20 protein-coding genes and 1 tRNA gene are annotated in these 18,810 nt (G+C 64.6%); 4 read left to right on the forward strand and 17 right to left on the reverse strand.

Annotation, left to right across the window (positions count from 1 at the left end):
• Positions 1-37 precede the first annotated feature (37 nt).
• The 13 genes from K2U94_RS12090 to K2U94_RS12150 form a co-directional block, all read right to left on the reverse strand.
• Positions 38-1,642, reverse strand: coding sequence for an arylsulfatase (locus tag K2U94_RS12090; RefSeq protein WP_243067451.1), 1,605 nt, complete (start codon positions 1,640-1,642; stop codon positions 38-40).
• Positions 1,643-1,854: 212 nt separating this feature from the next.
• Positions 1,855-2,142 (reverse strand): hypothetical protein, encoded by a 288-nt coding sequence (locus K2U94_RS12095; RefSeq protein WP_243067452.1) that lies wholly within the window; start codon positions 2,140-2,142, stop codon positions 1,855-1,857.
• A complete protein-coding gene (locus K2U94_RS12100; RefSeq protein ID WP_243067453.1) occupies positions 2,139-3,011 on the reverse strand; it encodes an NAD(P)-dependent oxidoreductase in 873 nt (290 codons plus the stop codon). The genes K2U94_RS12095 and K2U94_RS12100 overlap by 4 nt, the downstream gene beginning before the upstream one ends.
• An 81-nt stretch (positions 3,012-3,092) precedes the next feature.
• Entirely contained in the window at positions 3,093-3,998 is a 906-nt protein-coding gene (locus K2U94_RS12105; protein ID WP_243067454.1) for a bifunctional 5,10-methylenetetrahydrofolate dehydrogenase/5,10-methenyltetrahydrofolate cyclohydrolase, read from the reverse strand.
• 50 nt (positions 3,999-4,048) lie between these two features.
• Entirely contained in the window at positions 4,049-5,275 is a 1,227-nt protein-coding gene (locus K2U94_RS12110) for an MFS transporter (protein WP_243067455.1), read from the reverse strand.
• Positions 5,276-5,310: 35 nt separating this feature from the next.
• Positions 5,311-6,198, reverse strand: a complete 888-nt coding sequence (locus tag K2U94_RS12115) for an aldose epimerase family protein (protein WP_243067456.1) — start codon at positions 6,196-6,198, stop codon at positions 5,311-5,313.
• Positions 6,168-6,773: a thiamine phosphate synthase gene (locus K2U94_RS12120; protein ID WP_243067457.1), complete on the reverse strand. Its 606-nt coding sequence runs from the start codon at positions 6,771-6,773 to the stop codon at positions 6,168-6,170. Before K2U94_RS12120 ends, K2U94_RS12115 begins: the two co-directional genes overlap by 31 nt.
• Entirely contained in the window at positions 6,770-7,549 is a 780-nt protein-coding gene (locus K2U94_RS12125) for a thiazole synthase (RefSeq protein ID WP_243067458.1), read from the reverse strand. The genes K2U94_RS12120 and K2U94_RS12125 overlap by 4 nt, the downstream gene beginning before the upstream one ends.
• A gap of 3 nt (positions 7,550-7,552) precedes the next feature.
• Positions 7,553-7,750 carry a sulfur carrier protein ThiS gene (gene thiS, locus K2U94_RS12130; protein WP_243067459.1) on the reverse strand — a complete coding sequence of 66 codons (198 nt, stop codon included), beginning with the start codon at positions 7,748-7,750 and terminating at the stop codon, positions 7,553-7,555.
• Complete coding sequence (locus K2U94_RS12135; RefSeq protein ID WP_243067460.1) at positions 7,704-8,747, reverse strand: FAD-dependent oxidoreductase; 1,044 nt, start codon at positions 8,745-8,747, stop codon at positions 7,704-7,706. The genes thiS and K2U94_RS12135 overlap by 47 nt, the downstream gene beginning before the upstream one ends.
• 400 nt (positions 8,748-9,147) lie before the next feature.
• Positions 9,148-9,588 (reverse strand): TadE/TadG family type IV pilus assembly protein, encoded by a 441-nt coding sequence (locus K2U94_RS12140; protein ID WP_243067461.1) that lies wholly within the window; start codon positions 9,586-9,588, stop codon positions 9,148-9,150.
• A 29-nt stretch (positions 9,589-9,617) separates the two neighbouring features.
• Positions 9,618-10,238: a TadE/TadG family type IV pilus assembly protein gene (locus K2U94_RS12145; protein WP_243067462.1), complete on the reverse strand. Its 621-nt coding sequence runs from the start codon at positions 10,236-10,238 to the stop codon at positions 9,618-9,620.
• Positions 10,239-10,328: 90 nt separating this feature from the next.
• Positions 10,329-11,594 carry a Tad domain-containing protein gene (locus K2U94_RS12150; protein WP_243067463.1) on the reverse strand — a complete coding sequence of 422 codons (1,266 nt, stop codon included), beginning with the start codon at positions 11,592-11,594 and terminating at the stop codon, positions 10,329-10,331.
• A 478-nt stretch (positions 11,595-12,072) separates the two neighbouring features.
• Between K2U94_RS12150 and K2U94_RS12155 the strand changes: the two genes are divergently transcribed.
• Positions 12,073-12,591 (forward strand): Fur family transcriptional regulator, encoded by a 519-nt coding sequence (locus K2U94_RS12155; protein ID WP_243067464.1) that lies wholly within the window; start codon positions 12,073-12,075, stop codon positions 12,589-12,591.
• A 60-nt stretch (positions 12,592-12,651) separates the two neighbouring features.
• On the opposite strand, the gene K2U94_RS12160 is transcribed toward K2U94_RS12155, so the two are convergent.
• A complete protein-coding gene (locus K2U94_RS12160; RefSeq protein WP_243067465.1) occupies positions 12,652-14,226 on the reverse strand; it encodes an undecaprenyl-phosphate glucose phosphotransferase in 1,575 nt (524 codons plus the stop codon).
• A 339-nt stretch (positions 14,227-14,565) separates the two neighbouring features.
• On the opposite strand from K2U94_RS12160, the gene K2U94_RS12165 reads away from it, so the two are divergent.
• Entirely contained in the window at positions 14,566-14,934 is a 369-nt protein-coding gene (locus K2U94_RS12165; RefSeq protein WP_243067466.1) for a hypothetical protein, read from the forward strand.
• 19 nt (positions 14,935-14,953) lie between these two features.
• Here the strand turns inward: K2U94_RS12165 and K2U94_RS12170 are convergent, their stop codons facing one another.
• From K2U94_RS12170 to hflK, 3 genes are read right to left on the reverse strand one after another with little or no spacing between them, the layout of a single operon-like run.
• Positions 14,954-15,973, reverse strand: coding sequence for a TerC family protein (locus K2U94_RS12170; protein ID WP_243067467.1), 1,020 nt, complete (start codon positions 15,971-15,973; stop codon positions 14,954-14,956).
• 26 nt (positions 15,974-15,999) lie between these two features.
• A complete protein-coding gene (gene hflC, locus K2U94_RS12175) occupies positions 16,000-16,884 on the reverse strand; it encodes a protease modulator HflC (RefSeq protein WP_243067468.1) in 885 nt (294 codons plus the stop codon).
• On the reverse strand, positions 16,881-17,909 hold the full coding sequence (gene hflK / locus K2U94_RS12180; RefSeq protein ID WP_243067469.1) for an FtsH protease activity modulator HflK: 1,029 nt from the start codon (positions 17,907-17,909) through the stop codon (positions 16,881-16,883). The genes hflC and hflK overlap by 4 nt, the downstream gene beginning before the upstream one ends.
• 197 nt (positions 17,910-18,106) lie before the next feature.
• On the opposite strand from hflK, the gene K2U94_RS12185 reads away from it, so the two are divergent.
• Both K2U94_RS12185 and K2U94_RS12190 read left to right on the forward strand, forming a co-directional pair.
• Positions 18,107-18,182: transfer RNA gene (locus tag K2U94_RS12185), tRNA-Lys, on the forward strand.
• A gap of 452 nt (positions 18,183-18,634) precedes the next feature.
• Positions 18,635-18,790, forward strand: coding sequence for a hypothetical protein (locus K2U94_RS12190; protein ID WP_243067470.1), 156 nt, complete (start codon positions 18,635-18,637; stop codon positions 18,788-18,790).
• The last annotated feature ends 20 nt before the right edge of the window (positions 18,791-18,810 follow it).

The following is an 18,810-nucleotide window of genomic DNA, read 5'->3' on the forward strand; positions in this document are numbered from 1 at the left end:
CGCGAAAAAAAAAGCGCGCGGGGCCGAGTTTCACGCGTCAGTCCGGCGCGCCGCCGGGCTGTTTCAGCTTGTCCATCACTTCATTCATGTTGAAGCTCGCCGCCTTCTGGCGCGGCGGGTAGTCTTTCAAGGTCAACAGGAACTTGCCGACGTAATCCTGCGCCGGCACGAGCAGGAAGGCGTGGTCGAGCAGCCAGTCGTAATAGGTGTTCGAGGTGATCGTCGCGCGCTCGTAGGGATCGGTCCGCAGATTGTAGATTTCCGGAACGCGCAGCGTCGTGAAAGGATTGGCCCAGACCTTGAGGGTGCCGGGCGCGTCCTGTTTCATGAACACCAGCTTCCAGTTGTCGTAGCGCAGGCCGACGAGCTGCTGGTCGTCGTTGACGTAGAAGAACGACTCGCGCGGGTCCTTGTCCGTCTTCCCGGTCAGGTAGGGAACGAGATCATAGCCGTCGAGATGGACCTTGTAGGTCATATCGCCGACCTTCTTGTCATTGCGCAGGTCTTCGGCGACTTCCGGTTCGCCCGCCATCGCCAGAATCGTCGGAAACATGTCGAGATGCGAGACGATGCCGTTCGACACCGTGTCCGGCTTGATGTGCCCCGGCCAGCGGAACATGGCGGGGACGCGATAGGCGCCTTCCCAGTTCGAGTTCTTCTCATTGCGGAACGGCGTCATCGCCGCATCCGGCCACGAGTTCATATGCGGGCCGTTGTCGGTCGAATACATGACGAAGGTATTGTCGTCGAGGCCCAGATCGTCGAGCGCCTTCAGGATTTCGCCGACGTTCTTGTCGTGGTCGATCATCGTGTCGTGATAGGGGCTCTGCCAGCGCCCGGCCTGGCCGATGCTCTCCGGCTTGGTATGGGTGCGGAAATGCATGTGGGTGAAGTTCACCCAGACGAAGAACGGCTTGCCGGCCTCATGCTCCCGCTTGATGAAATCGACCGCGCGATTGGCGATGTCGTCGTCGATGGTCACCATCCGCGCCTTGGTGAGCGGGCCGGTGTCCTTGCAGACCTGCTTGCCGACCGGGCCAAAACGCGGATCGACCGTCGGGTCGTCCTTATCCGACGCCTTGCAGTCGAGCACGCCGCGCGGCCCGTATTTGGCGCGGAAAGCGGGATTTTTCGGATAATCCGGCAGCTCCGGTTCTTCCTCGGCGTTCAGATGGTAGAGATTGCCGTAAAATTCGTCGAAGCCATGGACCGTCGGCAGGAACTCGTTGCGGTCGCCGAGATGGTTTTTGCCGAACTGCCCGGTGGCGTAGCCGAGCGGCTTCAGCAGCTCCGCGATCGTCGGGTCTTCCTTTTGCAGGCCGAGCGTGGCGCCCGGCAGGCCGACCTTGGTGAGGCCGGTGCGCAGGCCGGACTGGCCGGTGAGGAAGGACGCGCGGCCGGCCGTGCAGCTCTGTTCGCCGTAATAATCGGTGAACATCACGCCTTCCTTAGCGATGCGGTCGATATTCGGCGTATGGAAGCCCATCACGCCGTGGGAATAAGCGCTGATGTCCGATTGGCCGATGTCGTCGCCCCATATGATGACGAAGTTGGGCTGCTTTGTCGCATTCTCGGCCGCCGCCGGCGAAACGCATACCGCCGCGCCAATCGCCGCGCCCAACGTGGCTGTCTTCCAACTCATCTTTCCGCCTCCCCAGGCCAAACACTTTAGGAGCTGGTTAGCTCATTATGTAACGGTGTTAAGCTTACCCACGAGAATAACTTCGTCATATCCGTAATGTCCGAAGGTAATTTTTGACAAAATGGCTCAACCACAGGCGAATTGATACGAGATTGACGAAGGCTTGAACGTAACGCTCACCGCGATTGCTTAGCGCCGATCGCGTGGTCTTTTCACAGCCCGCGCCCGGCGGCATAACGGTCATTGGCGGCAAGACAGCGCATGAGGGCTGGATTGCGCGCCTGATCTATTTTCGGTGGCGCCTGCCGTGGCTGCGTCTCAACTATGGCTTCATCACCCGTCGCGGCGGGAGCTTGTCTCCGGCGGCGCGCGCCTTCATAGAGATCGAGCGCGGGCTCGAAATCGATGAGGCCGATGTCCCGGACCGAACCCGGCCGCGCTGTCCGCACGTCCCCGCGCAGATCGCCAGAACGTCGAAGCAGCCAGAACGCGATGCTCAAACGCCGCTGTTTTCGTCCACGACCTTGGCGATGGCCGACCAATCGACTTCCTCGCCGTGACGCGCGATGGCCGTCACGAGCTGGCTGCGCAGGACGGCGAGGACGGGCATGGAGGCCTTCGCGTTCAAGGCGGCGGCGTCGACGAGGTTCATGTCCTTGAGGCCGAGCGGCGCCGCGAAACCCGCCGGCTTGAATTGCTCGTGGACCAAAATCTCGCCATAGGTCTTGAAAACAGGGGCGCTGAACAAAGTGCTGGTCAGGACTTCGAGCAGGCTCGCCTTGTCCACCCCGTTCTTGGCGGCGAGAGTCATGGCCTCCGCCAGTGATTCGATGGCGGCCATGATCATGTAATTGCCGCACAACTTGATCACATTCGCCGCCTTGGGATCTTCGCCCACGGTGAATGTGCGCTGGCCGACCGCCGCGAACAGCGGGGCGCAGACGGCGAGCGCCTCGGCGGCGCCGGCGGCGACCACGAAGAGTTTGCCGGCCTCGGCGGCGTTGGGCCGGCCGAATACGGGCGCCGAGACAAAGCCGCCGCCGGCTCCGGCATGCGCCATGGTCAGGCGCTCGGCGAGCCCAATGCCGATGGTGCTCATCGAGACATGGATCGGCCGCGCCGGAGAAGCGAGGACGCCGTCCTCGCCGAAGACGACGCGCTCGACCGCCGCGTCATGCGCCAGCATGGTGACGACAACCTTGCCGCCCGCGGCCTCGGCTGGCGTTTCCGCTTTTCGCGCGCCCGCCTCTACCAGTGCCTTGGTTTTTTCGGGACTGCGGTTCCAGACGGCGACGCTATGCCCCGCCTTCACCAGATTATGGGCGATGGCGCTTCCCATTTGCCCCAGTCCAATGAACCCGATGTCCATGCGTCAGCCTCCGGCTTACTCTTTGAATCGCGGCGCAATATGAATCGAACCGGCGGGAGCCCGCAACGAGAAGGGGCGGCGTCAGGCCGCGCCGCGTTTCGCCGCCCGCAGGGTGTTCGCCATCAGCATGGCGATGGTCATGGGGCCGACGCCGCCGGGGACCGGCGTGATCGCGCCGGCGACTTCGAGCGCCTCGGCGAACGCGACGTCGCCGACCAGCCGCGTCTTGCCGGGCTCGGCGCCGGGAACGCGGTTGATTCCGACGTCGATCACCAAAGCGCCCGGCTTGATCCAGTCGCCGCGGATCATTTCCGGGCGACCGACGGCGGCGATCAGAATGTCGGCGCGGCGCGCGACGCCGGGCAGATCGCGGGTGCGCGAATGGGCGATGGTGACGGTCGCGTTTTTCGCCAGCAGCATTTGCGCCATCGGCTTGCCGACGATGTTGGAGCGGCCGACAACGACCGCTTCCGCTCCCGAAATGTCGCGCTGAAGCGCTTTCGCCGCCTCCTCGATCAGCAGCATGGCCCCGGCCGGGGTGCAGGGCGCCAAAGCCCGCTCGACGAGGCCCGTCGCCAGCAGGCCGACATTGACCGGATGGAAACCGTCGACGTCCTTGTCGGGCGAGATGGTTTCGAGCACTTTCGTCGAATCGATTCCGGCGGGAAGCGGCAGTTGCACGAGAATGCCGTGGATGGCGGGGTCTGCGTTGAGCCTGCCGATCAGGCCGATCAGCTCCGATTCGCCGGTCGTCGCCGGAAGATCGTGCTGCACGGAATGGAAGCCGCAGGATTGCGCCGCCCTGCCCTTGTTCCTGACATAGACCTGGCTCGCCGGGTCCTCGCCGACCAGAACGACCGCGAGACCGGGCTTGATCTTCATGCCTTCGGCCTCGCGGGCGACGCGCTCCAGCACGGCGGTGGAGGCGGCCTTGCCGTCGATCAGCAGCGCCTTTCCGGCCGAGGGTTTTATGATTGTCTGGGTCATGTCCGGCTCCCGCAACATTTTCACGCTTGTGGCAGAGCTTAGGCGGCTTGTTAACCCCCGATCGCGTCCGCCTTGCGCAATTGCGGGAACATGGCCGCCCAGACCGCGGCCACGACCAGCGCGGCGCAGCCGCCGAACAAAGCCGCGCCGACCGGCCCGATGATCGCGGCGGCGACGCCCGATTCGAACTCTCCGAGCTGATTTGACGCCCCGATGAACACGAAATTGACCGCCGACACCCGCCCGCGCATCTCATTGGGCGTGGCGAGCTGGATCAGGGTCTGGCGCACCACCATGCTCACCACGTCGAAGGCGCCGAGCGCCGCCATGGCGGCGAGCGACAGCTGAAAGGACGTCGACAAAGCGAAAACCACGGTCGCCAGCGCATAACCGGCGACGGCGACGAACATTTTCCGTCCCGCGCCGCGGCGCAGCGGGAAGGTCGTCAGAACCAGGCTGACGACGACGGCGCCCGCCGCCGGCGCCGCGCGCAAAATGCCGAGGCCCTGTGGTCCGACATGGAGAATGTCATGCGCAAAGATCGGCAGCAGGGCCGTCGCGCCACCGAACAGCACCGCGAACAGGTCGAGCGAGATCGCGCCCAGGACGACCTTGTTCGACCAGATATAGCGAAGCCCCGCCAATGCGTCGCGTTGCGCCGGGTCGAGCTCGGGGCGCGTGCCCGCGCCCTCTGGACGCCGGATCGCCCACACGGCTGGCGCGGCGCCGAGGGCGAGCGCCGCGCAGAACGGGAAGATTTTAAGCCCAAACGCCGCGAACAGCAGGCCGCCGAGCGCCGGGCCGGCGATGGTCGCCATCTGGAACACCGTGGTGGACATGGCGACGGCGCGCGGAAAGGTCTCCGTATCGACGATCTCAGGCAGGAGCGCGGAATTGGCCGGGCCGGCGAAAGCCCGCGCCGAGCCGAGCGCGAACAGCGCCGGATAGAGCATCCAGACCGGCGCGCCCTTCGCGGCGACGGCGAAGATTGCCAACGAGGCGGCCGCCTGGCCGAGCGCGGCGAAACTTGCGACCTTGCGGCGGTCGAAATGGTCCGCGACCGCGCCGCTCCAGCGCAGCAGGACCAGAAGCGGCAGGAATTGGGCCAGCCCGACGAAGCCAAGCGTCAGGGCGCTGCCGGTCGAGGCGTAGACCTGCCAGCCCAGGGCGACCGCGAGCATCTGCGACGCGAAAGCGACCAGCCCCCGGCCGATCAGGAAAAGCAGGACATTGCGCCGGGCGCTTCCGGGCCGGGTCAGAAGGGAGCGATCATGCATGGCGCGTCATAGCGTGATCCGGGGTTTCAGTCCTTTCATGGGCGCCAAAGAAAACTTGCGGCGCTGCGGGCGCTTTCGCCCGGCGCCAGGATCCGCATCGACGGCTTGGCGAACAGGTCGCCAGCAAAATTCTCAGGGTCGCCATGGCCGGTCCAGGCTTCGAGGCAGAGGAAGGGGGCGCCGGAAAGCGACCACAAAGCGATATGGGGAAAATTCTCCAGCTCCATGCGCAGGCTGGACCCGCCTGCGGCGGCGAATTCCAGCCCGGCGCTGTTGGCGTCGAGAAAGCACAAGGCCTCCTCGAACAGGTCCGGGGTCAGCATAAGCTCGCGGCCGCGCAGCGGAATAGGACGGCGCCGCGTCGAGAACAACCCGCCCGGCGCGATGATCGGAACCTCGGCGCGCTCCTCGGCGTCGAAGCGCAAAAAATGTTCGCCGCTCGCGCCGGGCAGCGGCCAGTTGAAGCCGGGATGCAGGCCGCAAGCGAAGGGCATGGCGGCGCCGCCCTCGTTCATGACATGAAGAATAATCTTCAATACATTGTTATAAAGAAGATATTCTACATCAATCCTGAAGGCGAATGGATAAAGCGTGCTCGTCCGCTCATTGGCGCGCAGCCGCAGCAGGACGCGGTCCGCCGTCTGTTCGATGAGCGAAAATTCCTCGCCGCGCGCGAAGCCATGGAGGCCGAGCGGGTAACGCCTTCCCTCCACCGAAACGCCGTCGCGCGTCCAGCCGACGACGGGAAAAAGGATCGGCGCCGAATCCGCCCAATATTTTTCGTCGCCCGGCCAGATCAGCTCCAGCCCGCCGACGCGCCAGCTTTTCAGCTCGGCGCCCCGCAAGGCGATGCGGGCCGAAGCGACGCCGGACGAGATTTCCAGTCCGCTGCTCAAACAAAGGCCCGCGTCGTCGCGACCCATTGCCGGGCGCGCGCTTCCGGGTCTGGATTGAGCGTGATGTCGGTGACGACCGCCGCGCTTTGGGCGCCGGCGCTCAAGGCGCTCACGGCGCGTTCCGGCGTCAGGCCGCCGATGGCGACGAGAGGCAAAGCGCCGATTTTCTGCTTCCACCGCCCGATTTTTTCTAGGCCCTGCGGCGCCCAGGGCATTTTCTTCAGCAGGGTCGGGAAGATCGGCCCGAGCGCGACATAATCGGGCCTGGCGGCGAGCGCTTTCGCCAGTTCGGCGTCGTCATGGGTCGAGACGCCCAGTTTCAGCCCGCCGCGCCGAATGGCGGCGAGGTCGGCGTCGATCAGGTCTTCCTGGCCGAGGTGGACGAAATCGCAGCCCAACTCGAGCGCGAGGCGCCAGTAATCATTGACGATCAGTTGCGCGCCAAAATAGCGGCAGAGGTCGCGCGCGGCGATGATCTGGGCGCGCAAATCGTCCTCGGCGGCGTTTTTCACCCGAAGCTGGGCCAGTTTGACGCCGCAGGGCAGCAGGCGCCGGAGCCAATCGACATGATCGACGATGAGGTAGAACGGGTCGAGGCTCATGAAAAGGCACGGCCCAGCACCGGAGTCGAGGGCGCGGCCATGTCGCGCGGTTCGATCGGCGAGGCGAGGAAGGCCGCCCGGCCCGCCTCGCTGGCGGCGGCGAAGGCGCGCGCCATAGCGACCGGATCGCCGGCCCGCGCGATCGCGGTGTTGAGCAGCACGGCGTCATAGCCAAGCTCGAAGGCGTGAGCCGCCTGCGACGGCGCGCCGAGCCCGGCGTCCACCACCAGCGGCGTATCCGGGAAATGGGCCCGCATCGCGCGCAGAGCGAAGATATTGTTGAGTCCCTTGCCGGAACCGATCGGCGCGCCCCAGGGCATCAGCACCTTGCAGCCGGCGTCGAGCAGTTTTTCCGCCACCCCGAGATCGTCGGTCGTATAGGGAAAGACGGCGAAACCTTCGTCGGAAAGGATGCGCGCGGCCTCGACCAGACCGAAAACCTCGGGCGCGAGCAGGTCCTCGTCGCCAATCACCTCAAGCTTGATCCAGTTGGTGGCGAACAATTCGCGCGCCATCTGCGCGGTCGTCACCGCCTCCTTCACCGTGCGGCAACCGGCAGTGTTGGGCAGCACGCGCAGGCCGAGCGAGCGGATCATGCTCCAGAAGCTTTCGCCCGCACGCGCGCCCCCCGCCTCGCGCCGCAGCGACACGGTGACGATTTCCGTGCGCGAGGCCAAAAGAGAGTCGGCGAGAATGGCGGGCGAGGGATATTGCGCCGTCCCGACCAGCAGGCGCGATTTCAACTCGACATCGTAAAAACAAAGAAGGTCGCTCATGGCTCAGCCTCCCTGACGGGGCGTGAGAATTTCGACGCGGTCGCCCTCGGCGAGCACGCAGATCCGGCGTTCCTTGGCGCGAATGAAAGTCTCGTTCACGGCGGTCGCCACCAGTTCGGGGGGGAAGTCGAGTTCGGCGAGCAGAGCGGCGAGATCAGGCGCGCGCACGTCGCGCGTCTCGCCATTGACCACGATCTTCATCCATGACCTCCGGGAAATGGGCGTCTTCCAGCACGATTTGCGCGGCGCGGCGGGCCAGGGCCGGCGACAGAAGGAAGCCGTGGCGGTAGAGTCCGTTGAGATAAAGCTTGCGGCCTTCGCGGCGGATGCGCGGCAGATTGTCCCAGAAGCTCGGCCGCAGGTCGGAGCCGGTTTCGACCACTTCGGCCTCGCCGAAAGCCGGATGGATCGCGAAAGCCGAATTGACCAGTTCGACCAGCGAGCGCGCGGTGACCCGCGCCCGCTCCTCGTTCTCGATCATGGTGGCGCCAACCATGAAGGTTCCGTCGGCGCGCGGCACGACATAGACGGGATGGCGGGGATGGAGCATGCGGACCGGCCGGGCGAGTTTAATGTCGGCCGAGCGCAGGACCATCATCTCGCCCTTCACGCCGCGCAAGCCCGCGAGATCGGGCTTGGCGGCATAGCCGCGGCAATCCAGCGTCCAGTCGCAATCGTCGGGAAGGGTCGTGGCGTCCACGCCGTAATCGAAAATCACGTTGGGCTCGGCGGCGAGCGTTTTCGCCAGAAAAGCCAGCGCCGCGCGCGGATCGAGATGGGCCTCCTCCTCGAAATAGAGCGCGCCCGAGAAATTGCCGGCGAGGTCGGGCTCCAGCGCGGCGAGGCCGGCGCGATCGAGGGTGGTGAAATGCGAGGTGCGGCGCGAGAACTGGACCAGTTCGGCGCGATCACGCTCCGGGGCCACGACGAGACTTCCGCGCCTTTCGGCGAGCGGCGCCGCTCTGGTCCAGAATTCCAGCGCCTCGGCGCCAAGGCTTGCGACGATCGGCTCGGTCGATTCGGCCTCGCACCAGGGCGCGATCATGCCGCCGGCGTGGAAGGAGCAGCCCTGGCCCGGGCCAAGGTTTTTCTCGACGATTTGCAGTGCGAGATCGCGGCCCGACGCTTGGGCGCGGGTGACAAGCTCGTAAGCGGCGGTCAGCCCCGCCGCGCCGGCGCCGATGATGCGGATGCGCATGTTCGCCCTCGCTTCCCGCCCTATGGGTGAGGTTTTTTCGCGCGCTCTGGCGTACGCCAACCGCTTGCGTAGATTCTTCGCGCGCGCTCTGGCATGCGCCAACCGCTTGCGCAGATTCTTTGCGCGCGCTCTGGCATACGCCAACCGCTTGCGCTGGTTTTGCCCTGATGAAGAAACGAGCGTGAGCGAAGACGAGGCTTCGGATCGCGCCATCCCTCCGCCAGTGCGAACTGGATCAGGTGCGGCAGCCTTGGACAGGCCGCCTGAGGGTCGCCGGGCGTCTTTCGACCGCCAGCCTCTCAGCCCCCAGGAACGAAAAATTCGCGCGGGGCTCCCCTTGGCTATCATGAATGTTATGTGTCCGCGGCCCGCCCGCGTCAAGAGACCTGACGCCGCGGCGTCAACTCATCGGAAAGCAAGCCTGCGCGGTGAGCGTCTTGCTGGTCAGCGCGGGAATGAGCGATTTCGCCACGGTGCTGAAAGGATAGGACAGGCTCACGCTCACATAGGTCGCGCCAGTGGGCATGCCGGGGCACGCGTTCGTGGTGGCCAAAGTCAGGTCTTGCCCTGCGAGCGAGACGCCCCATTTCCCCGCCGTGTATCGGGCGCGCGTGGTCGTGAGCGAGGAACTATACGTGGTGGCCCCCGAGGCGGCGCAAGGGTATGAGCCTCCCTGCACCGGCAGTCCGGCGCAGCGCGCCACGTCCGAGGCCGTGTTCTGCAGCGCTTCCTCGATCCAGATGGCTCGGCTGAATTCCGCGACGCCGAAAAGGAACAAGAAAAGCGGCAGGCTGACGATCGCGAAATCGAGCGCCGCCGCGCCGCTCCGATCTCTCGTCAAGGCTTTCAGCAGGCGACGCGCCGCTTTCCTCATTGGACCTGGACCATGCTGGAAGCGGTCAGCGACGAGGCGACCATGGGCGACGGCAGGATGAGCGACGTATAGGCGCGGCTCACCGTGATCAGAACAAATTTGCCGCTCGAGACGCCGCCCGAGGCGCAGGACGAGCTGGAATTGGAGCCCGAGCCCCAAACGATCGAGGCCCTGGCCCCTGATGGGCAATAGTACAGGTCGGCGTTGGAGGCGGTCCCGCCGGTGGTCACCGTTCCGCCTGTCGTAACCGAGGCGGTCGGGCCATTGTTCACCACCACACTGGCGTTATTGGTCGCACTGGAGCCATTGTAGGAGGCCGCGATCTTGGCGAGATTCGAGGCCAGGCCCGCGCCGCCGCCCGACGTGGCGGATGAGGCGCTGTTCAGCGCGTAATTCGAGGCCGCCGCCAGCGCCGAGGCCAGCTGGAACTTGGTCCGCACCGCTTGTCCCAGATCGATCGACGCGGCCAGCACCGCGAAAAAGACCGGAACGATCAGACTGAATTCGACTATGGCGGCCGCCTTGCGGTCGCGCCACAGTCGTGGAGCGGAAAGCCCTCGCCGCCGCCCTGCCCTGCCTTCCCCGATTGCATGCCAAAAGGCGCCCGTCGTTTTCATTGCACCAGTTCCACTTTTGCCGGTCCGGTTGTTTTCGAACTCGGTTACGCCGCGTCCCTCACCCCATCGCCCATTTTCGGCGATGGCGCGTCACTCGACCAAACCCACTTTGTTTTGGCTATTGTCGAGCGGAGCGCCAAAAGTGCGCAGGGCGAACTGCCCGCAGCCGCTGATGGCCACATTGCTTGTGCCGATGAAGGTGATCGTATCGCCAATCAATTGGAGACAGGCGTTGTTCACATCTGTCGTGCCGGAATAGTTGATGGCGGCTTCCGGCAGATAAATTGCCCCGGTCAGCGTCTGGCTCGAGCCTCCGTTAATCTTGAAGGCCGTGCCGACCGGCATGTTCCGGTCACCGTAGAAAAGGATCCCGTTCAGGCCGTTGTTTCCCGCTTTGATATCCGCGGTCGTCGGCGCCGTAAGATTGACGGTCGCGCCGCCGTTTATCGTGACCGTCGGCCAGCTGGAGCCGGTGCTCGACGTGAAAACCAAAGTGACGCCGCTGACCCCGTTCACTGTCGCGCCCTGCAAAGTCGCCTGACCGCTGATCGAGAAGGCGCCGCGATCGAAAATGTAAAGGCCGGGATTCAATGTGACGACCGCGTGCGAGGTGATCTGAAAACCATTGCAATAGACGCCGGGATTCAGCGTCGCGTTCGTCGTCGTCGAATAACTCGTGTGATCGCAGCCGGTATAGGCCGGAATATCGACCGACCGATAGGGGTCCTGCGTCCGCGAGGCCCCCGTCTGGACGGTCCCAGACGCGTTGATTTTGCTCGATCCGTAAACGCCGCCCACGATGTAGGCCGACCTCACCGTCACCGAGGCGCTGCCGCCGACCGATAATGCGGCGCTGCTGGAAGAATTGTCATAGATATCGCAGTTTTTCAGATTCAAGGTCGTGTTGCCGTTCGCCCAAAGGTCGTCAACCGCCGAATTGTTGAGCGAAAGCACGCAGCCATTGCCAGGGCCGCTGACGACCTGCGCATAGCTGCTCGCCGAGTCGGTCAGGCTCGTGCCGCCGCCGACGAGCTTCGCGAGGAACAAGGGGGCGGCCGTCGTCACCTTGACCTTGATGGCGTTGGCCGAGGCATTGGTCGGCGAGGTCACGAGATTGACCTGGACGTCCGAGCCGGGAACGCCGTTCAGCGCGGCGACATTCTGGGCGACGGAAGTCGCCGAAGCCATCACGTTCCCATCGGTCGAATTCGCCATGTAATAATTGGCGGCGGCGAAGGAAGCGAGATCCGCGATCCGCTGGTCCTTGTTCTGACGCTCCAGCCCCATGCCATATTCGCTCACAAGCGAAACGAAGGCGATCAGTGCGCCGATGAGGAAGGCGCCGATGATCGTCACGTTTCCGCGGCGGTCGGAAGCGAAGGAACCGATATGTCGAACGCAGTCGAACGAGTTCTTCATGGCTGTAAACGACTTTCGTCGATGGCGATCAATCAAGCGTGAACCTCATAGAACCATGAATTTATTGAGGATTGAGTTAACGTACGGCAGCTGGGTCAGCGACGGAGGCGCCTCCTGCCAGGGGCAATGAAAAATCGCCAAGCGACGCCCGGCGCACGTCGGCTCTGCCGAAAGGCACGTCGCGGCCTGACGATCGGCCGGCGTGACGCCTCGACGTTCCGCCAGAAGCGTCGGTCCTCGAAAGCTCCGCTAGCTTGGCGCGGGCCCGCGCCTTCGCCCTATTGGCGCCGGATTTGCTCGACTGTGTCTGGCGCCGGGCGCCCCTTTACAAAATGTTTAGAACCATTCAAAAAAGTTCGAACGCCACCCATTCCCGCTGTCGCCAGATCGAGGAACAAACCGGACCATGAAAGGCATGACCGATTCGGAACCCAAAAAGGCAGCGGGTCGGCGCGCTGTCGCGAAACCGACATTCGACTGGAAGGACGGCGCGCTGGCGCGGCTGGTCCGCGATAAGCTGCGCATGGTCGATCTGCGGCCCACCCGCCAGCGCATCAGCCTGGCGAGCCTGCTGTTCGTCGCGGGCGACCGGCATGTCACCGTGGACCAATTGTTCGACGAGGCCAAGGCGCTGCGCATGCCCCTCTCGCGCGCCACGGTCTATAACACCTTGCACCAGTTCGTCGCCGCGGGGCTGGTGCGCGAGATCGCCCTCTATGGCTCCAAGGTCTGGTACGATACCAAGACCGGCTCGCATTGCCATTTCTACGACGAGGACCGGGCGAATCTGTTCGACATGGCCGAGGACGTCGCCGGACAGCTGAAGATCACCCCGCCGAAGGGGAAAAAAGTCGTCGGCATCGACGTGATCGTCCGGTTGGCGGACGACGAGTCCGAAAACGCGACGGACGCGGGCGAGGTTTCGCTCCAGTGAGCGGCGCCCGCGCGAGCCGCGATCGCATGAACAGCGCTTATTGTCCCGCGACGAATTCGGTCAGAAGGCGTTTTTCGTCAACATGACCGAGATCGGCGTCATCGCCAGAATCTTGAGGTCGAACCAGACCGACCAGTTCTCGATATAATAAAGGTCGTGGGCGACGCGCTGCTCTATCTTCTCGATCGTGTCGGTCTCGCCGCGCCAGCCATTGACCTGCGCCCAGCCGGTGATGCCCGGCTTGACGCGATGGCGGGCGAAATAGCCTTCGACCGCCTCGTCGTAAAACAGGCCCGCCGCCGCGCCCTTGATGGCGTGCGGGCGCGGGCCGACCAGGGAAAGATCGCCCAGCAGGACGTTGAACAATTGCGGCAGCTCGTCGAGCGACCAGCGCCGGATGAAGGCGCCGAAGCGAGTCACGCGGGGATCGTTGCGGGTGACGAGCTTGCTCGCCGATGCGTCGCATTTTTCCGTGTACATCGAACGGAACTTGAAGACGGCGAATTGCTCGTTGTTGAAGCCATAGCGCGTCTGACGGAACAGGACCGGCCCCGGCGAGGACAATTTGACGCCGAGCGCGACCGCCGCCAGCACCGGCGACAGGGCCAGAATCAGCAGCGCCGCGACGACGCGGTCGAACGTTTCCTTGAGCGCGGAGCCCCAGTCGGAAATCGGCTTGTCGAACACCGGCAGGAAGGGCACGTCGCCGATGTGATGATAGGCGCGGTCACGCAGCTTCAGCCGGCTGCCGAGCGCGGAAATGCGGATGTCCACCGGCAGGATCCACAGTTTTTTGAGAATCTGCAGAATCCGCGTCTCGGCGCTGGTGGGAATGGCGACGATCAGCAGATCGACCTTCTGCTCGCGGCAGAAGGCTTCGAGATCGTCGAAGGTGCCGAGCAGCGCGTAATCCTCGATTGCCTCCGGCAGGCGGTCGCGGTTGCGGTCATCGAACAGGCCGAGAATCTGCAGCGCGCCCCGGCCCGACCGCTCCAGCTCCCCGAGCGTTTCGAGCGCGTGCTGCCCGCCGCCGACGATGACGGTGCGGCGCGCGAGCCGCCCCTGCCGGGTCCAGATCTTCACCGCGACGGCGAAAACGCCGCGCGCCAGCGAGCCCGCCGCCCAGCCGCCGCAGAACCAGGCCAGGGTCCAGCCGCGCAGCAGTTCCGGCGCGCCGAAGCCGGCCATCACCGCGCCGGCGTTCCACAGCGCGAGCGCGCCGCCGAAGGCCAGGGTAAGATTCAGGCTCTGGCGCGTGAAATCGCCCATCGCGCGGATCGTATAGGACCAGCGCGCATGGAGCGCCGCCAGCCCGACCAGCGTCACGACGGCGAGGCTCGCCCAGACTTCGTTCCAATCGAGCGATCGCGGCGCGGATGTCGCGAGATAGGCGAGAAGTCCACTCGCCGGGAAGTTCAGGACGTCGAACAGCAGAAGCGCGCCGACCAGCAAGGGCTGGGAAATCCGCGCATCGGGCGGAATAGCCTTCCCCCGCCAGGGTTCGACGCCGGGCGCCGTCTCGGGACGGCGAAGGCGCGTCAAATCGGCGACATGAAAGGCCGGCCGCCCCCAGCCCTCGGGCGCGGCGTCCGAACCGGGCTGAATTCTGGAGGACAGGCGTTCCGCCATGCGCATGATGAACCGATTTCCACTTTCCACCGGGCCGCAAGCCCGCGCGGCGCGGGAGCGCCGCAAAGGCCAATCTAGGCTGGGGCCGTAAACAGCTTGTTGCCGCGATTGCGAAGCGGCCGCGGCGAAAGCCGGGCGTCCGGCGGGTTTGCGCGCCATCGGCTGGGCGGCGAAGCGCCGGGCCGCGCGGAAACGGGCGAAGGAGAGCAAATATTTGATGAAAATACGCGATTTTCGCGCCGGCGCATGGCGTCGGCCGGGACCTCGGGCCTCTTGAGGCTTTGTTTACCTTGTGGAGAGATTATCGGGAAAGCGTTCGTTCACGCCAGTACGGCCCGCTCTCCCATGCCCTTTTTCGTCCGGCGGCTTCCTTCCTGCGCCCTCGCCTTCCCGATCCTGCTCGTTTTCGCTGGCGCGGCCGACGCCAGGGATTGGCGTTTCTGCATCGGGGTCGCCGCGGCCTCGCATGAAACGATCATCACCGACATTTTCTCCAGCCCCGCCGAAGGCGGGCGGCTCGAACGGCGGTTCGAAGCCTATTACCGCGGGCGGAACGGCCGCGCCCTCACCTTCCAGTGCCCGCGCGGCTACGACGACCGCGTGGCCGCGCTCACAGCCCAGACCGAGGCGCTGCAATTCGACCGCCAGATGGGCTTTGCCGTGAGCAATCTCAACGCCGCCGAGGTCGCGGCGATCATCGGCCCCGCGTCGTGACGCCGGCGGGCGTCACGCATCAGTCGGGAACCAGAATGAAAATAAGAAGAAAAACGCCGAAGAGCAGGAACAACCCAGCGAGCCCATAGATTATCAGACGATCGCCGGAACTCGCCTCCTCGTCCATGCCCATCCCCATGGCCGTCATGGCCGCCTCTGGTGAAGGCGATTGGAGAAACGCGCGCTCCCCTTCGCGCGCGGGCGCGGGCCTATCCTCGGAAACCGCCGGCGCCGGCGGTTCGATCAATTTCGCCATGGGCTCAGGCCCGGGCGCCGGCTGAAGCGCGGGTTGGGGCGCCTCGACGGGCGCGACTGCGTACCTGGGCGCCGCCCTCCGCCGGCGTTTCGCTTTGTCCTTCGCCGCGTTTTGCCGGGCGAAACGGCCCTGGACGACAACGAAAATGGCGCAGGCCAGAGGCAGAACCAGATCGAGCGCCGGCGCCTGCGTATCGATCCAGCCCGCGAGCCAGGGATCGCGCGAAATCATGCCGCCAGCCACCCAGCCGAGCAGACCGGCGCCGAAGTCGGTGAGCAAGGGATAGGCCTGCATCACGCGGGAGAAGCCGAAACTGCCGAACACGATCAGGGGAACGCTCAACGCGAGGCCGAAGGCGAGCAGCCAGAAATTACCGCCCGAAACCGCCGCCAGAGCCACGACATTGTCGAGACTCATCGCCACGTCGGATACGATGATGACACCGATGGCCGCGAGCATGGTGGCCTCGCCCCGGCCCTCATCGCCGGCCGCATCCGCCTCGTCCTCTCCGTTCATCAGATTGAGCGCGATGACCAGCAGCGGGAACGCGCTCAGCAGCTGCACGAAGGGCAGAGACAGCAGGGCGCCGGTCATCAGCGTCAGAAACAGGCGCAGGAGAATGGCGCCCCCCGCGCCGATCCAGGCCGCGCGTTGCGCCAGTTCCGTCGGCAGCCGGCGGCAGGCGAGCGCGATCACCAGCGCATTGTCGCCGGACAGCAGCAGATCGAGAAAAATGATCTGCAACACGACCCCGAGCGAAGAGGCGGCGGCGGCTCCGTCCATGACAATCTTCCCCGTTCAGGCCGGCATTATTTCGCGTCCGCGGGCGTCTCCGGCGGGCCGGATTTCAGCGCCTTGAGGAATTCGGCGTCTGGCGTCAGCAGCAGCACCGGCGCGCTGTCCGCCAGCGCCTTGCCGTAAGACTGCAGCGAGCGATAGAAAGTATAGAATTTCGGATCGCCCTTCTGCGCATTGGAGAGAATGAGATTCGCCTCGGCGTCGCCCTGGCCGCGGGTGATCTGCGCCTGGCGCTGGGCCTCGGACAGGATCACGGTGCGCTGGCGGTCCGCCTTCGCCTCGATCTCCTGGGCCCATTGAACGCCCTGCGCACGCAGCTGCTTGGCCTGGCGCTGGCGCTCCGACTTCATGCGGTCGTAGATCGCCTGGCTGGTTTCGAGCGGCAGGTCGGCGCGGTGCAGGCGCACTTCGGCGACGTCGAGCCCCATCGGCGCGAATTTCGCCTTGGCGTCGGCGTGAACCCTATGGATCACCGCCGGGCGGCCCGCCGACAGCAGGGTCGGCAGGTCGATCTGGCCGAATTCGCGGCGCATCGCCGTATCCACCGACAAAGCGAGCTGGGCGCGGGCCACCTCCATCGAATGGAGGCTCTGATAGAAGCGCAGCGGATCGGTGACACGGAAGCGCGTATAGATCTGGGCTACGATGCGTTTCTGATCGCCGAGGATCACCTGCTCCGACGGCGGCTCCAGCAGCTGAAGCCGCCGGTCGAAAATCACCACCGAATCGATGAACGGCGCCTTGAACTTGAGGCCCGGAGTCTGGACCACGGCGACCGGCGCGCCGAGCCGGATGACCAGCGCGCTTTCCCATTGATTAACCGTGTAAAAGCTCTGCATCGCAACGACCGTCGCGATCACGACGAGGGCGATGAGGACGATCAGCGCCTTTCTCATTTGCCGCCTCCCGTCGCGGGAGCGGGAGCCGGCGGCGGCTTGATCTCGCTGAGCGGGAGATAGGGCGCGAGCGGCCCCATTGCCTGGCCAGACGAATCGAGGATCACGCGCGACGATTTGCGCAGCACGGAGTCCATGCTTTGGAGATAGAGGCGCCAGGCGGTGACCTTCGGCGCCTTGGCGTAGCTGTTGTAGATCGCGGTGTAATTGCCGGCCTCGCCTTGCGCCAGATTGATCGCCTGCGACTTATAGGCGTCGGCGTCCTGCGTGATTCGCACCGCCTCGCCCTCGGCGCGCGGGAGAATGTCGTTGGTATAGGCCTCCGCCTCGTTGCGGGAGCGCTCCTGATCGGCGCGGGCGCGCTGAACGTCGTTGAAGGCGTCGATCACCGCGCTCGGCGGATCGACCCGCGTCAACTGGACCTGCACGACGCGAATCCCGGCGCCTTCCCGATCCAGCACGCTTTGCAGCAGGTCCGCCGTTTCGTCGGCGACCTGACTGCGCTTGTCCGACAGCACGCCCTGGATCGGGGTGCGGCTCACCACCTCGCGCAGGGCGCTTTCCGCCGCGACCCGCAGCGCCGTCTCGGGATCGGCGACATTGAACAGATATTGCCCCGCGTCCTTGATCTGCCACAGCAGATCCGCGTCGGCTTCGAGAAGGTTCTCGTCCCCGGTCAGCATTTGCGTGTCGCGAGCGCTCGGCACGCCGCCATTGGGCGGCAGGCCGAGCTGCATCTGCCGAATCTGGGTGACCTTGGGCAGTAGCACGCCCTCGATCGGCCAGGGCGCGTGGAAATGCAGGCCCGGCGGCGTCGTCGCCACCCAGGCGCCGTAACGGAGCACAAGCCCCTGCTCATCCGGCTGAACCTTGTAGAAGCCGGTCGAAACCCAGACCGTGAGCGCCAGGGCCGCCAGCAGCGTCCAGCCGCGCCAATCGAGCCTTGGCGGCGTCAGAAAGGCCAGAAACCTCTCCCGCGCGCCATCATCCGGTGTTTCGCGCAGCACTTCTGCCGCATCATCCATTGCGTGTCTCGCCCTTGCCCCCTTGTCCGTTCCGCCAACAAGGCTGCGCGCTCTTATCACGGCGAGGGGACGGTTTCGACAAAAATGCGTGCGTCATAAAATCGCAAAAGCGCGGGCCGGACACTGGACAGGCCGATTCCGCTTTGCTAAACAGCCCCACGCTTCGACGGCGCAGCAAATCGCGTCGGCGTTTCGATGGGCGCATAGCTCAGTTGGTAGAGCAGCTGACTCTTAATCAGCGGGTCCAAGGTTCGAGCCCTTGTGCGCCCACCATCGAAATCAATTAGTTACGAAGTTTTTTAAACCTTCGCCTCACCGCCAGATTTAGGCGGGGCAATTCCACGGGTAACTATTGGCGCTCAAAAGTCGCCGGGCCCCGTCGCACGCTCAACACAGTTCGATCCGGAGAAAAGGGTTCTCGTGCGCGGAACAGGCGGCAAGCGAAAGCGTTGGGTATAGCGCCGGCTTGCGCCCAATTCGGGACTTTCGGAACGACAAGGAGTTGCGCCATGTCGAGCCTCACGCGTTATGCCATGAGTCACACGCCGCTGCCGGCGAAATTCATTCACTCTCCCCAAGCGCTCGCGGTTTGGATCGACGCTGTCGCTCCCTGCGTCGTCGGAGCCCAGCCGAAAGGCACTTACAATACAATTTTTGAATATATTATCAGTATAGGCGTCAATCTTAAGACGATTACGACATAATTTACGTACTATCAAGACAAGTTGACGAATCTCATCGTCACACATCTGGATTTATCGATTCCGCTCGGCCCGGCGATGACACCGCAAACCTCCATGGGCCCGACCACCACCGATCGCGTGACTGAAGCCGAGGTTCTCGCAAGAAATTTTGACATTGCAATTAAGAGCCTGACCTGAAATTGGTTGACCGGCCTCGC

The organism is Candidatus Rhodoblastus alkanivorans (assembly GCF_022760755.1).
Lineage (GTDB): Bacteria > Pseudomonadota > Alphaproteobacteria > Rhizobiales > Beijerinckiaceae > Rhodoblastus > Rhodoblastus alkanivorans.